Genomic DNA, 14,270 nt, shown 5'->3' with positions numbered 1-14,270 from the left:
CGGGCCCCGCCTTCGACAGGTTCACGCGGCTGTTGGTGGGTGCCGACCGTTGGTCGGCACATCTGTCAGATATCGAATGAATCCTCCAAGCATGGCGTGGATCTACTGGCGACTGCGGCCGTTGGAACGCGCGGCTGTTGGTAGGTGTCGACCTTGGTCGACACAGAGCGAGCGCAGCGAGCGACCCGCTTCTGCTTTTCTTTTTCTTTTCCGTGGTTGAACGCGGCAGGAAACTGTCAGAGGCGGGGCTTTTGACTTCTGCGACCAACCACGAGGGGCTCAGCCGTTGGCCGCCGCAAACTCCGGCCGTGTCAGGTTGTCCGCTTCGCCCTCGGTGCACAGCACTTCGTCTTCGATGCGGATGCCACCATACGGACGGAAGAAGTCCACGCGGTCCCAGTTGATCGCATCGCCATGGCCGGCGTCCTTCACTTCGTTCAACAGCATGTCGATGAAGTACAGGCCCGGCTCGATGGTCACCACCATGCCCGGTTCCAGCACGCGGGTCAGGCGCAGGTACGGGTGGCCCGCCGGGCGCTCGATGCGGCCGCCTTCGTCGCTGGCTGCGAAACCGGCCACGTCGTGCACCTGCAGACCGATCAGGTGGCCGATGCCGTGCGGGAAGAACGCGGCGCTGACGCCGGTTTCCACTGCGGTCTGCGGCGAGACCTTGATCACGCCGAAGTCCTTCAGCACGCCCATCAGCGAAAGATGTGCGTCCACGTGCAGCTGCTTGTAGTCGAAGCCCGGGCGCACCGCTGCGCACATCTGCTGCTGGGCAGCGTCGACGGCGGCGATCATCGCGGCGAACTCGTCGTGGCCCTGCGCGGCGTAGGTGCGGGTGATGTCGCTGGCGTAGCCGTGCGCGCTGGCACCAGCATCGATCAGGAAGCTGCGCAGCGGCTGCGGCGCCTTGCGGCCCAGCTCGGTGTAATGCAGCACGGCGGCATGTTCGTTCAACGCCACGATGTTGCCGTAGGGCAGCTCGTTGGCGTCCTGGCCGACGGCCTGGCAGTACGCCATGTGGATGCTGAACTCGTCGGCGCCGTTGCGGAACGCGGCTTCGGCGGCACGGTGGCCGCGCACGCCCAGCACCTGCGCCTGGCGCATCAGCGCGATTTCATACGGCGTCTTGCTGCCGCGGTGCCATTCCAGGTAGTTCACCACCGGCGCCGGGTTGTTCGGCACGTAGTTGCCCAGCGTGCTCTGCGGCTCGCCGAGGATCGCGCAGCGCGACGGGTCGGCCGGCAGCAGCGCCAGCGCCTCTTCGGGCTTGCGGATGATGTGGATGTCGAAGTGCTCCACCCACCAGCCGCTGGGTGCGTCCGGTACCACGTGCCAGTAATCGAACGGCTGGTGGAAGATCACCGCCGGGCGCTTGCCGGGGGTGAATACGATCCAGCTGTTGGGCACGCGGGTCAGCGGCAGCCAGGCCTTGAACTGCGGATTCACCGCATACGGGTAGTCGCGGTCGTCGAACACCTGGTAGTGCAGGGTGCCGCTGGGCACCACCAGGTGATCGAAGCCGCCGCGGGCCAGCGCCTGTTCGGCACGTCGGCACAGCACGGCCAGGTGGTCGGAATACAGGGCGCCGGGGTCTTGCTGGATCATTGCGGTGGCTCGACACGGGAAACGGCCCTAGATTCTGCCGCATACCGCGAAAAACCGCTGTGCCGGAACCGGCACTCAGACCGTCGAAACCGGTCCCTCGTCGCTGTCCTCGCCCACCCACTGGCGCAGCAGCTGCCGATGCTCACGTGACAGGGTCAGGAAGCGGAAGCCGGTCCAGCTCTGGCCGGGAACGTGTGCGGGCTCGCTCCACAGCAGGTGCACGCCCACATCGATGGCCTGCTGGCGGCCATCACCCAGTGGCAACGGGAAGCGCAGCTGGTACAGCGCATCCTCGCGCAGCGGCACGCTGGCCAGCATCAGCATGCCGGTTTCGGAGACATTGCCGAGGCGCCCGACCACGCACTCGCGCATCTGGTCGGTGACCGGCACCAGGTCCGAGACCTGGCGGCGCGGCGCGCGGCGGGTGTCCTGCGGCGGTACGGCTTTCATGCGGGGGTCTCCTGTGCGCGGCCCGTGGCCAGTGCGCGCAGCGCACCAAGGCTGGCTTCCCAGGCGCGGTCGACCAGCCGGCCCTTGTCTTCGGTGACCAGTTGCGCGCGCCCGGCACTGATCTGCCGTGCCAGCGTATCCAGGTCGGTATCGGTGATCTTCTGCCCGCGTGGATTGACGAACAGGGCGTGGCCGGTCAGCAGGCTGTACCAGGACAGGCGCTGGCGGCGCAGCGTGCCATCACCGGTATCGATGTCGAACCAGCTGCCGAACGGCAGCGTGGACAGCTGCTGGTAGGCAGCTTCTTCGGCACTGCTGCGGGGCGTTGCAGGTGCCGTGCCGGTGGGCGTGCCGGCGTGTTCGCCCAGGCGTGCACGTGCCTTCAGGCGGGCACTGAGTTCGGTACGCGAGGTGCTTTCATCCTCGCCGCCGGGCGTGGCCAGCCTGCGCGCGACGGCGGCGGCTTCCTCGGCGTGGTAGCCGACCTGCAGCAGTGCGGCCTCCACGTCCGCTGCCAACGCGGTATCGGTGCCGCCGGGGGCGTCGATGGCCTGTGCGGTGATGGCAGCGATGCGCTCGGTCTGTTGCAGGCGTTCCTGCCACTGTGGCGAATCATCGCCATGGCGCAGGCGGGTGAGGGTCAGTGCATCGGCCCAGGCCTGGCGCAACAGGGTCTGCACGAAGCGCGGTGGCGACTGCGTGTCGCAGCACTGGTCGATCTGTGCGGTGGCCTGGCGACGGGCCAGTTCCAATCGTTCCTTGCCGCGCGCGGCTTCCACGTGGCGGCGCTCGGCCAGTTCGGCACGATGGGCCGCCGCGCGCTGGTGCTGCTGCACGTCTTCGTTGGCGGCGGCAAAGGCCTCCGGTGCGCGCGCATCCTGCCCCAGCAGGCCCTGCACGCTCTGCGCCATGCGCTGCAGCAGCTGTGGGTCGACGTCATCGTCGCCCAGCCAGTTGGCGCCGACTTCGGCAATCTGGTTGAGCAGCTCGCGCGCCGGGTGCTCGTCACGTACGAAGAAGCCCGGATCGGCCATTGCCGCACGTGCCAGGGGCACCTGCAGGCGGGCCAGCAGGGCGGCCGGCACCGGATCGGGACGCTGCTGCTGTTGCACCTGCTGCATCAGCATGCGCAGCAGGTCCAGGTTGTCCCGATCGTGACTGCCCAGCTGGGCCTGCGCACCATGCTCGCTGCGCAGCTGCGCGACCACGGCGGCCTGCAGGTCGGCCACGCCGGTTGCCGCACTGGACTGAGCCTGCAGGCGCGCGAGTACCGCGTCGACTGCCGCACTGGGCACTGCGCCACTGTTCGCCGGGGAAGGGCTGGCGTGCCGGGCCTGCTGCAGCAGCTCATGCAAAGCACTGCCGGTGGATGTGGTCACGCCCGGCGTGGCGGGGCCGGCTGCGCCACCCTCGTGGAAGGCGTCCTGTACCAGGCTGGACCAGGAGCCGGCCGGTGCCGAACCGTTCCAGCCGGTCAGGGGGGCCGCGCTGCGCTTGGCCGGCTGCGTGGTGCGGCCGCCACCCACCGACTGGGTGATGATCCGCCGCGTGCTCGACGAGCGTGCCAGGTAGGGGGTGTAGACCAGCCCAGGCAGTACGCCGGACTGGGCCAGCAGCGCATTGGCACGGTCAAGGATATCGCCCAGCCGTTCCAGCACCTGTCGTTCGAAACTGCGATACAGCGCCAGCTGCACCTCGACGCTCAGCGCGTCCTGTTCGGCAATCCGGCGCACCATCGCGCACAGTGCCTGCGGCGCCAGCGGCAGGGTGTCGGCCTCGAAGGCCGGCGCCGCCGCCAGTACCCCCAGGCGTTGGCCGAGCAGGTTCAGTGTGTTGGTTGAACGCAGGGTTTCGCGCCGCACCATCTCGGTCAGCAGCAGGTCGCGATCCACTTCGTGCTCATCAACCAGCGACAGCCCGAGCATGCCCGGCAGCGCTGGCGGCGTAGCACTGGTGCTGACACCGTTGGCCGGTTCGCGCAACCGTGCGAGGGCGTCGGCAACGGCATCGAGCATGCGGTCGGCGAAGTGGCCAGCGAAGGCGTGCAGCTGTCCACGCTGGGCCATCAGTTCGGCCTGCTGCTGCGGATTGCGTGCGCGATCGGCGTCGTGCAGCAGGGTCTGCTCCAGCGCTTCGACAGTAAGGATCAGGGGCGCGGCCAGCGTCTGCCGGCACAGGCCGATCAGCGCGCCCAGCAGCTCACGTACCCGCGGTGGCAGGTCGCTGGCGGCCAGGCGGTTCTTGTCGGCAGGAGTGATGGAAAAGACAGCTGACATCGGCAGGCGGTATCCGGATTCCCGCGGATCGATCTGGTGAATCTACCGTGTCGGCCGCTGTCGGCGCTACTTTAGGGCGAATGTGCATCCCATTCGCCAGGCATGGCCCGACCGATGAACGGTAGTGGCGGGCGCGGGGCGGGCCGGGCGGGGGGCCGGCCGCGCGCCGGCCACTACCCCCTGTCAGGCGAGGATCACTCCTCCAGGAACAGGCTCACCACATCGTTGGTGAAGCGGCGGCCCAGTTCGGTCGGCTGCACATGGCCATCGGTCACGTCCAGCCAGCCGTGCTGCACGGCCTCGGCCAACGGTGCATCCAGCACGCTGCGCGACAGCCCGGTACGCGACTCGAAATCGCGCAGGCCGAAGCCTTCGTGCAGGCGCAGCAGATTCAGCATGTACTCGAAGGGCAGGCGCTCAGGCGCGATCACATCGTCACCCCCGAACGAGGCCGGGGTGCCCGCGCTGTCCAGATAAGCCTGCGGATGCTTCAGCTTCCAGCGTCGCAGCAAGTGTTCCTCGGCGCCCGAGCTGATCTTGCCGTGCGCGCCGGCACCGATGCCCAGGTAATCGCCGAAGCGCCAGTAGTTCAGGTTGTGCGCGCTCTGCCGGCCAGGGCGTGCGTAGGCGCTCACCTCGTACTGGCCGAAACCGGCCTGCGCCAGCAGCGCCTGGCAGTGTTCCTGCATGTCCCAGGCGTTGTCTTCATCGGGAATGCCCTGCGGCGGCCGCGCGAAGAACACCGTGTTCGGTTCCAGGGTCAGCTGGTAGTGCGAGATGTGTGCCGGCTGCAGCGCGAACGCGCGTTCCAGATCAGCCTCGGCACCGGCCAGGGTCTGTTCCGGCAGCGCGTACATCAGGTCGATGTTGAAGTTGTCGTAACCCGCGTCCTGCGCCATCTTCACCGCGCGCTCGGCTTCGCCACTGTCGTGGATGCGGCCCAGGCGCTTGAGCATCGCATCGTCGAAACTCTGGATACCGAAGCTGAGGCGATTGACGCCGGCCGCGCGATAGCGGTCGAAGCGGCCATGCTCGGCGGTGCCCGGGTTGGTTTCCAGGGTGATTTCGGCATTGGGTGCGAAGCGCAGGCGGGCGCTGGCCTGCTGCAGGAAGCGGTCGATCGCTTCCGGCGGGAACAGGCTGGGCGTGCCGCCACCGAAGAACACGCTGTGCACCACCCGACCCCAGACCAGCGGCAGGTCCTGGTCGAGGTCGCGCAGCAGGGCATCGATGTAGGCATCGAACGGCAGCTCGCCCTTGGCCTGGTGCGAATTGAAATCGCAGTACGGGCATTTGCGCACGCACCACGGCAGGTGCACGTACAGCGACAGCGGGGGTGGCACCAGTCGTACCGAAGTGTCGTGGTCCGCCGAACAGGCTTCGCCGGGCAGGTGGTTGCAGTGGTCGTGGGCGTGCGGCATGGGCTTCTTCGGTAGTGCCGGCCGCTGGCCGGCTTCCCTGGTTCGATCGGGTGGCGTCAGTACAGCGTCGCCAACTGCTGCTTGAGCTGTTGCAGGGCGAGGGCACGGTGGCTGATGGCGTTCTTCAGTGCCGGCTCCATCTCCGCAGCGGTCAGGCCGTGGGTGGTGTCAAGGAACACCGGGTTGTAGCCGAATCCATTCGTGCCGCGCAGTTCACGGATGATCTGGCCCTCCCAGCGACCTTCGCAGATCAGCGGCTGCGGATCGGTGGCGTGGCGCAGCAGCACGATCACCGCATAGAAGCGGGCACCGCGCTGGCCATCGGGGATGTCGGCCATCGCCTCCAGCAGCTTGGCGTTGTTGGCCGCGGCATTGGTCGGGTGGCCGGCATAGCGCGCGCTGTACAGGCCCGGTGCACCGCCGAGGGCATCGACGATCAGCCCCGAATCATCGGCCAGCGCCGGCAGGCCGGTCGCTTCGCAGGCCGCGCGCGCCTTCAGCAGCGCGTTCTCTACGAAGGTCAGGCCGGTTTCTTCCACGTCGCCCAGGCCAAGCTCGGCGGCCGAGGTGATCTGCAGCGGCAGGTCGGCGAGGATCTCCTGCATCTCCACCAGCTTGCCGGCGTTGTGGCTGGCCAGTACCAGTTTCTTCATTGACGGGGCTCCAGCAGGTCCCAGGTGTTGCCATACAGATCGCGGAACACCGCGACCGTTGCATAGGGTTCTTCGCGCGGCGCTTCCAGGAATTCGACCCCGGCGGCCAGCATCGCCGTGTGGTCGCGGTGGAAGTCGTCGGTGTTGAGGAAGAAGGCGACGCGGCCACCGGTCTGGTTGCCGATGCGGCTGCGCTGTTCCTCGTCGCTGGCGCGGGCCAGCAGCAGGGCGGCAGCGCTGCCGTCGGTCGGCCCCACCACCACCCAGCGCTTGTGGCCCTGGTCGATGTCCTCCAGCAGTGCGAAGCCGAGCTTGCCGGTGTACCAGGCAATGGCTTCGTCATAGTCGGCCACCACCAGGGTGGTCAGGGCGATGCGCCGGTTCATGCCGACAGCGCCGCCTGCTGTGCGGCCAGCAGTTCGGCCACGCCCTTCTCGGCCAGGCCCAGCAGCGCATCCAGTTCGTCGCGACGGAAGGCATGGCCTTCGGCGGTGCCCTGCAGTTCGATGAAGCCACCGCCGTCGTTCATCACCACGTTCATGTCGGTGTCGCAGTCGCTGTCTTCGGCGTAGTCCAGGTCCAGCACCGGGGTGCCGCGGTAGACGCCCACCGACACCGCTGCCACGGCGCCCAGGATCGGGTTGCGCTTGATGTCGCCGCGCTTCATCAGCACGTTCACCGCATCGACCAGGGCCACGTAGGCACCGGTGATGGCGGCGGTGCGGGTGCCACCGTCGGCCTGCAGCACGTCGCAGTCCAGGGTGATGGTGCGTTCGCCCAGCGCGTTGCGGTCCACGCAGGCGCGCAGGCTGCGGCCGATCAGGCGCTGGATCTCCAGGGTGCGGCCGCCCTGCTTGCCACGGGCGGCTTCACGGTCGCTGCGGGTGTGGGTGGCGCGCGGCAGCATGCCGTACTCGGCGGTCACCCAGCCTTCGCCCTTGCCGCGCAGGAAGCCCGGCACGCGGTTCTCGACGCTGGCGGTGCACAGCACACGGGTTTCACCGAAGCACACCAGCACCGAACCTTCGGCGTGGCGGGTGAAGCCGCGTTGGATGACGACCGGGCGGAGCTGGTCGGGCTGGCGGCCGCTGGGGCGGGAATCGGACATGGTGCGGGTTCCGTAATGGCGAGGGAGTACGCCGCCACGCCCGCGGCCTTCACGGGGCGGGCAAGGGGGCTCTGGTGAGGGCGCTAGGGTACCATTCCCCCTTTGCACGCACCGGACACAATCCATGATTCGAAGCATGACCGCCTACGCCGGCGGCGAGCGGGTCACCCCGTGGGGCACGCTGGGCTGCGAGCTGCGCTCGGTCAACCACCGCTTCCTGGAGGTCGGCACCCGCCTGCCCGAGGAACTGCGGGCGCTGGAGCCGCAGCTGCGCGAGCGCATTGCCGCGCGCCTGAGCCGCGGCAAGCTGGATCTGGTGATGCGCCTGCGCGCGCCGGAAGCGGCCGCCAACCTGCAGGTGGACGAGGCCCTGCTGGGCCAGCTGGGCCGCCTGGCGCACCGCCTGACCTCCGATTTCCCCAATCTGCAGGTCAGCTTCACCGATCTGCTGCAGCTGCCGGGCGTCACCCGTGGCGAGGCCACCGATGCCGCCGCCCTGCAGGTCGAGGCACTGGCCCTGCTGGACCAGGTGCTGGATGGCTTCGTCGAGGCCCGTGAGCGCGAAGGCGGCAAGTTGTCCGCGGCCATCAGCGAGCGCGTGGACGGCATCGAACGCATCGCTACCGAAGTGCGCACCTTGATCCCGGCCATTCGCGACGGCCAGCGCGCCAAGCTGGCCGCCCGCCTGGCTGACCTGCCGCACCCGGTCGACCCCGGCCGCGCCGAGCAGGAGCTGGTGCTGTGGCTGCAGAAGCTGGACGTGGATGAAGAGCTGGACCGCCTCGGCAGCCATATCGTCGAGATCCGGCGCGTGCTCAAGCAGCGCGAACCGGTCGGCCGCCGCCTGGACTTCCTGCTGCAGGAGTTCAACCGCGAAGCCAATACGCTGGGCTCCAAGTCGGTGGACAGCCGTACGTCCAATGCGGCGGTGGAGCTGAAGGTGCTGATCGACCAGATCCGCGAACAGGTGCAGAACATCGAGTGATGTTGCATCCAGCCGTACAGCAGGGGCGCCTTCGGGTGCCCTTGTTGTTTCAGCGCATCAGTGCATCAGTGCACCCTGACGGCCGGCGCTCCCCCGCTCAAGCGCCCCACCACGGCCGCCTGGCCGAATCCGGCGTCGTGGAAGCAGGCCAGCACCGCATCCAACGCTTCCGGCGCACAGGACACCAGCAGGCCGCCGCTGGTCTGCGGGTCGGTCAGCAGTGGCTGCCAGTGGGCGGCCAAGCCCTCGGCGAAGCGCACCTCGGCGCCATACGAGGCCCAGTTGCGGTTGGAGGCGCCGGTTACGCAGCCACGCTGCAGCAGGTCCAGGGTCTGCGGCAGCAGCGGCACCTGTGCACTGTCCACCTCGGCGGCCACGCCACTGGCGCGGCACACTTCCAGCAGGTGGCCGAGCAGGCCGAAGCCGGTGACGTCGGTCATGGCATGCACGCCGTCCAGCGCGGCAAGGGGCAGGCCCACGCTGTTCAGGCGGGTGGTCGACTCGATCATCTGACGGTAGCCCTCGGCATCCAGCACTTCTTTCTTCAGCGCCGACGAATACACACCCACGCCCAACGGCTTGCCCAGCACCAGCACATCGCCGGCGCGGGCATCGGCATTGCGCTTGAGCCGCTGCGGATCGAGCACGCCGATCGCGGCCAGGCCGTAGATGGGTTCCACCGAATCGATGCTGTGGCCACCAGCCACCACGATGCCGGCATCAGCACAGGCGCGTTCGCCACCCTGCAGGATGCCGCGGATGGTGTCCTGCGGCAGGCTGTTGATCGGCATGCCGACGATGGCCAGTGCGAACAGCGGGCGCGCGCCCATCGCGTACAGGTCCGACAGCGCATTGGTGGCGGCGATGCGGCCGAAGTCGAACGGGTCGTCGACAATCGGCATGAAGAAGTCGGTGGTGGCGACGATTGCCTGCCGGTCATCGAGGCGATACACCGCGGCGTCGTCGCTGGTCTCGCGGCCGACCAGCAGCTCGGCCGGTGCTGGAAGCGCTGGAACCCCGCGCAGCAGTTCGGTCAGCACGCCGGGCGCGATCTTGCAGCCGCAGCCACCGCCATGCGCGAGAGACGTCAGTCGTTGCGGGGCATCGGCCGTTGAAGGAGCGGGGGACTGCGCGTGCGTGGCCATGCCGACATCTCCTGCGGGAACGCGAATGGCGGAAGGCAGCAGGAGTCGAACCTACCAGGGAACGATCGACGCCCCCTACTGGGTTTGAAGCCCAGCCGCATGCCCGGATGCGCATGCCTTCCGAAAGTACGGCGGTACCGGTGGGCTCAGTCGCGGGCTGCGTTCCACTGCAGGTCGCCGCGCGGCCGATGCTGGTCACCGACGCGTCGAGTGTAGCCAACGCGATTGAAGAACTCCAAGATCTGGATGCTGCGTTTGCGGCCCAGGCCGATGGCATCGCGGAACGCCGCCGCATCCACCGTGCCGCTGGCCTGTGACAGCTGCGCGACGATCGTGGCCAACTCGGCGATGCGGGCCGGCGCATAGAACAGGTCGGGCACCACCTGGAACAGATCGCCACGCGCGGCGGCGCGACGCAGGACGGCGCGGACCTCGTCTTCGGCCAGTCCGATGTCGGCGGCCAGGGTGCGCACCCACGGTGGATCGAAGCCACCGGCGTGCAGTTGCGGCAGCACGCGTTCCAGCAGAAGGCGTTCGCGTTCCGGTGGCGCATGGTGATGGCCGGGCAGGCGCCACCACGCGCCCACGCGCTGCAGCGTGCCATCAGCCAGCAGGTCCTGCAGCAGCGCATTCCAGAGGCTCGCTGCAAGCGAGGGCAGGGTACTGCGCTGCAGGCGCCCGCTGTCGACGCCGGGTTCGTCGGGGCGTCGCTCGTGCCAGCCGCGCAGCGAGGTGATCACCTGCTCGCGCAGTGCTTGCCAGTGCGGTGCGAGGATGATCACCGCGTCATCGCGGGTCGCGATGCGTCGCGCGTCCTCGGGCAGGTCGATGCGGTCGGCGGCGCGTCGGCAATAGCGTTGCAGCGCGGTGAGGGGAATGCCGGCAGGTGCCTGCTGCAGCAGCGGGACAACACCGGCACCGGCCGCCAGCTGCTCCAGTGCCCCCAGCCAGGCCAGCCGCGCAGGACTGCGCCGACGCCGCTGCGGAGGATCCGGATCGAGCACGACGCCACCGCCCAGTGTGTGGGTGGCTGCTGAATCACGGGCGATGAAACGATCGCCACACATCGCGCAGACTGGTGCATCGAACACCAGCTGCACCAACTGACCATCGCCGTGATCGTGGTCTTCCAGCAGCACCACATGGGCCTGCCGGTGCATCGTGCCCCAGTGGATGTGCAGCGGTGACCAGTCGCGCAGTGGCGGCGCCAGTGCGGAAAGTCGCAGGCGCACGTCGACGCGGGTAGTGGCCAGCAGCGCGCGTGGATCGGCAATCCAGTCGCCACGGCGGATGTCGTCGCGGGCGATGGCGGCCAGGTTCAGCGCGCAGCGTTGCCCAGCCATCGCGTGCTCGCTGGCCTGGTTCTGCGCATGGATGCTGCGCACGCGCACGTCGGTGGCGGCTGGCATCAGCTGCAGATGCTCACCCACCGCGGCGATGCCGCCATGTACCGCGCCGGTCACCAGCGTGCCGTGGCCGGCCAGCGAGAACACGCGGTCCACCGGCATGCGGAACAGTTCGCTGCGCAGTTCGGCCTGGCGTGTACTGGCATCGTCCGCCGCCCATGCGTGCAGCTGGGTACGCAGTGCGCTGATGCCGGCATCGTCGGGTGCGGTGCTGTTGCAGGCGAACAGAGGAGATTCCTGCAGCGGTGTCGCGGCCAGCAGCGCAGCAATCTCGATCTCGACCCGGGCGAGGCGCGCCGCATCCACACGGTCGATCTTGGTCAGCGCCACCGCGCCGCGATCCACGCCCAGCAGCTGCAGGATGGCCAGATGCTCGCGGGTCTGTGGCATCACGCCGTCGTCGGCAGCGATCACCAGCAGGGCGACATCGATACCCGTGGCGCCGGCCACCATCGTGTGCACGAAGCGCTCATGGCCTGGCACGTCGACGAAACCCAGCGTCGCAGCCGGGCCTTCGGCGTCCCTGCTTTCCACCGGGACATAGGCGTAGCCCAGTTCGATCGATATACCGCGCGTTCGCTCTTCCTGCAGGCGATCGGTTTCGATGCCGGTCAGTGCGCGTACCAGGCTGGTTTTGCCATGGTCGATATGCCCGGCGGTGCCGACGATCATGCCTGCAGCGTGCTCCACTGGGCGAGGAAGTCGGCTTCGTCGGCCGGTTCCAGGCAGCGCAGGTCCAGCCACAGCGCGTCATCGGCAATGCGGCCCAGCACGGGTCGCGGCAGCTGACGCAAGCGCTTGGCCAGGCGATCCAGTCCGCCACGGCGCGCGCTGGTAATGCGCAGTCCGGCGCTGGCCAGCTGCGCCTGTGGCTGGGCGCCGCTGCCGATCTGGCTCTGCATTGGTGACCGTTCAAGATCGTAGTCGGCCGCGAGCACGGAACGCATCGGCTGCAGCAGGCGCTGGGCCTGCACATCGATGTCCTCCTGCGTGCGTGACAGGGTGCGCAGGGTCGGCAGTCGCTGTGCCAGCAGCTCCGGCTCGCGGTACAGGGCCAGCACTGCTTCCAGTGCGGCCAGGCCCATCTTGTCCATGCGCAGTGCCCGCTTCAGCGGGTTGCGGTTGATCCGCGCGATCAGGTCGGCGCGGCCGGCGATGATGCCGGCCTGCGGCCCGCCCAGCAGCTTGTCGCCACTGAACGACACCAGGTCGGCGCCGGCCGCCAGCGTTTCCTGCACGGTGGGCTCGTGCGGCAGGCCGAAGGCCGCCAGAACGCACAGGCTGCCACTGCCCAGATCCACCACAAGCGGCAGGCCGTGCTCGTGCGCGATGGCTGCCATCGCCGCGGTGTCGACCTTGGCGGTGAAGCCGGTGATCGCATAGTTGCTGGCGTGCACCTCCATCAGCAGCGCGGTGCGCGTGCCGATGACATTGGCGAAGTCGGCCGGGTGAGTGCGGTTGGTGGTGCCGACTTCCAGCAGCCGCGCGCCGGCACTGCGCATCACATCGGGAATGCGGAAGGCGCCACCGATCTCCACCAGCTCGCCGCGTGACACCACCACGTCGCGGCGGTTGGCCAGGCTGTTGAGCAGCAGCAGGACCGCCGCCGCATTGTTGTTGACCACGGTGGCGGCTTCTGCGCCGGTCAGTTCGCAGATCAATGCCTGCACCCGTGCATCGCGGTCGCCGCGACGGCCGCGGCTGATGTCGAACTCCAGATCCACCGGTGCGGTCATCGCGCGGGTGACCGCGTGCACGGCGGCATCCGGCAGCAAGGCGCGGCCGAGATTGGTGTGCAGCACGGTGCCGGTCAGATTGAACATCGGCTGCAGATCCTGCCGTGCGTCAGCAGCCAGTGCGGCCTCGACTGCTGCCACCAGCGCCGGGCCGTTAACCGCTTCCTGCAGCTGCGTGGCCGAGAGCTGGCCGGCGCTGATACGGTCGCGCAGCACCTGCAGGTGCGAACGCAGCAGCTGGGTGATACGGCTGCGGCCGTGGCCCTCGATCAGTGCTGCCAGGGCAGGCAGACGCAGCAACCGGTCCAGCGAGGGCAGGGCGGAAACCGATGCCGGGATGGGGGGCGTGGCTGTCATCGCCTCACTCGCCGTCGGATTGCCACAGCAGCGGATTCTGGCTGGCACGCGCATAGCCCTCCTCTGCCAGCAGCAGATCCAGCGCCAGCGTGCCGAGGTCATCGGCCACCGGCTCCAGCGACGGGTCTTTCTCCAGATACAGGATCTTGCGATAGCTGTGGCAGTGGTCGCAGGTCTCGGCCCGGACCGCGCTCTCGCGCACCGCCTCGCCGCTGTCGCCGTCCACATCGGCCAGGGCGCGGTAGGCGATGTCCTTGCCGGCGGCACCACACTGGCTGCACTGCACGCGTACGTAGTGCCACTGGCAGGCACACAGCGAGCACGACAGGTAGCGGTAGGAGGCATAGGGCGGCCGCGCCTGCACCACGCTGACCACCGGCAGGGTGCCGCACAGCGGGCACAGCCCCGGTGCATCGGCCAGTGGCTTCAGCTCGGTGGGGCGGAAGCTGTCCGCCAGCACCGCCCAGTAGACCTGCAGCGCGTTCATCACCAGCAGCGCAGCCACCGCATCCACCGACGGCGCGTCATCACGCTCCAGCACCGCATGCGCCTGCGCATCCAGCCACCCGTCATCGGCAGCAGCAACGCGCTGCAGTTCCTGGCGGGTTTCCGCCGGCAGCCCGGCTTCTTCAGCGCAGTGCTGGCATAGCGTGCGCAGCCAGCCGCGCCAGCGTCCATCCAGCTGAAGTGTGTTGGCGGGCCGCAACGGCATCCCGGAGCCGGCTGCCGCACTCGACTGCTGTGCACGCGCCTGTGCCTGAAGTTCCTCGCGTTGCTGCGGTGTCAGATCCTCCAGCAGCGCCTGCTGCGCATCGGCCAACGCCGCCAGCAGCTGCAGGTAACCACCGATGGCACTGTGTGCAGCCAGACTGCGCAGGCGGTCCGCACGTCCGGCAAACAGCGACGCGGTATCGGGCAGGATGATGCGCGGAACATCGCGCGAGGCCAGCGTCTCGATCTCACCGGGTTCAAGGATGCGTTGCGCCATGCAGGGCCAGCCAGAAGAACCAGGCTCCATCCTCGCCGTTGTCGACGCCGGCGTCCAGCGTGTTCCAGGCAAAGCAGTCGAGCATGGCTCGACTCTACAAAAGCCGGTTTCGATCATTGCCATGTTCATCGTGT

General features: G+C 68.5%; 12 protein-coding genes and 1 tRNA gene. 1 reads left to right on the top strand and 12 read right to left on the bottom strand.

All coding sequences use genetic code 11. From position 1 onward, the window contains the following. Positions 1-279: 279 nt before the first annotated feature. The 7 genes from pepQ to rph all read right to left on the bottom strand — a co-directional run bounded on the left by pepQ (position 280) and on the right by rph (position 7,519). Positions 280-1,611 carry a Xaa-Pro dipeptidase gene (pepQ, locus tag V3B25_RS21940; RefSeq protein ID WP_132810728.1) on the bottom strand — a complete coding sequence of 444 codons (1,332 nt, stop codon included), beginning with the start codon at positions 1,609-1,611 and terminating at the stop codon, positions 280-282. A gap of 75 nt (positions 1,612-1,686) precedes the next feature. Beyond that, the gene (locus V3B25_RS21935; protein ID WP_180838787.1) at positions 1,687-2,061 is read right to left on the bottom strand and encodes a PilZ domain-containing protein; all 375 of its coding nucleotides are present in this window, start codon (positions 2,059-2,061) and stop codon (positions 1,687-1,689) included. Then, a complete protein-coding gene (locus V3B25_RS21930) occupies positions 2,058-4,337 on the bottom strand; it encodes a DUF1631 family protein (RefSeq protein ID WP_329811491.1) in 2,280 nt (759 codons plus the stop codon). The genes V3B25_RS21935 and V3B25_RS21930 overlap by 4 nt, the downstream gene beginning before the upstream one ends. 194 nt (positions 4,338-4,531) lie before the next feature. Further along, a complete protein-coding gene (hemW, locus tag V3B25_RS21925) occupies positions 4,532-5,758 on the bottom strand; it encodes a radical SAM family heme chaperone HemW (RefSeq protein ID WP_329811492.1) in 1,227 nt (408 codons plus the stop codon). A 56-nt stretch (positions 5,759-5,814) separates the two neighbouring features. Beyond that, complete coding sequence (rdgB, locus tag V3B25_RS21920) at positions 5,815-6,411, bottom strand: RdgB/HAM1 family non-canonical purine NTP pyrophosphatase (RefSeq protein WP_049422649.1); 597 nt, start codon at positions 6,409-6,411, stop codon at positions 5,815-5,817. Beyond that, on the bottom strand, positions 6,408-6,797 hold the full coding sequence (locus V3B25_RS21915; RefSeq protein ID WP_049400723.1) for a VOC family protein: 390 nt from the start codon (positions 6,795-6,797) through the stop codon (positions 6,408-6,410). The genes rdgB and V3B25_RS21915 overlap by 4 nt, the downstream gene beginning before the upstream one ends. Further along, positions 6,794-7,519 (bottom strand): ribonuclease PH, encoded by a 726-nt coding sequence (gene rph, locus V3B25_RS21910; RefSeq protein ID WP_049426699.1) that lies wholly within the window; start codon positions 7,517-7,519, stop codon positions 6,794-6,796. Before rph ends, V3B25_RS21915 begins: the two co-directional genes overlap by 4 nt. Before the next feature lie 124 nt (positions 7,520-7,643). On the opposite strand from rph, the gene V3B25_RS21905 reads away from it, so the two are divergent. After that, entirely contained in the window at positions 7,644-8,504 is an 861-nt protein-coding gene (locus V3B25_RS21905) for a YicC/YloC family endoribonuclease (RefSeq protein ID WP_019661992.1), read from the top strand. A 65-nt stretch (positions 8,505-8,569) separates the two neighbouring features. On the opposite strand, the gene selD is transcribed toward V3B25_RS21905, so the two are convergent. From selD to fdhE, 5 genes are all read right to left on the bottom strand, one after another. Next, positions 8,570-9,649 carry a selenide, water dikinase SelD gene (gene selD / locus V3B25_RS21900; RefSeq protein ID WP_049422647.1) on the bottom strand — a complete coding sequence of 360 codons (1,080 nt, stop codon included), beginning with the start codon at positions 9,647-9,649 and terminating at the stop codon, positions 8,570-8,572. Positions 9,650-9,675: 26 nt separating this feature from the next. Beyond that, a tRNA-Sec gene (locus V3B25_RS21895) sits at positions 9,676-9,771 on the bottom strand. 24 nt (positions 9,772-9,795) lie between these two features. After that, on the bottom strand, positions 9,796-11,727 hold the full coding sequence (gene selB / locus V3B25_RS21890; RefSeq protein ID WP_201117232.1) for a selenocysteine-specific translation elongation factor: 1,932 nt from the start codon (positions 11,725-11,727) through the stop codon (positions 9,796-9,798). After that, positions 11,724-13,148, bottom strand: a complete 1,425-nt coding sequence (selA, locus tag V3B25_RS21885; protein ID WP_329811493.1) for an L-seryl-tRNA(Sec) selenium transferase — start codon at positions 13,146-13,148, stop codon at positions 11,724-11,726. Before selA ends, selB begins: the two co-directional genes overlap by 4 nt. Before the next feature lie 4 nt (positions 13,149-13,152). Next, positions 13,153-14,136, bottom strand: coding sequence for a formate dehydrogenase accessory protein FdhE (fdhE, locus tag V3B25_RS21880; RefSeq protein WP_329811494.1), 984 nt, complete (start codon positions 14,134-14,136; stop codon positions 13,153-13,155). Positions 14,137-14,270: the final 134 nt, after the last annotated feature.

Source organism: Stenotrophomonas sp. SMYL8 (assembly GCF_036320065.1).
In the GTDB taxonomy this organism is placed as follows: Bacteria; Pseudomonadota; Gammaproteobacteria; order Xanthomonadales; family Xanthomonadaceae; genus Stenotrophomonas; species Stenotrophomonas maltophilia_A.
This window is presented reverse-complemented; position numbering and strand designations above follow the sequence as displayed.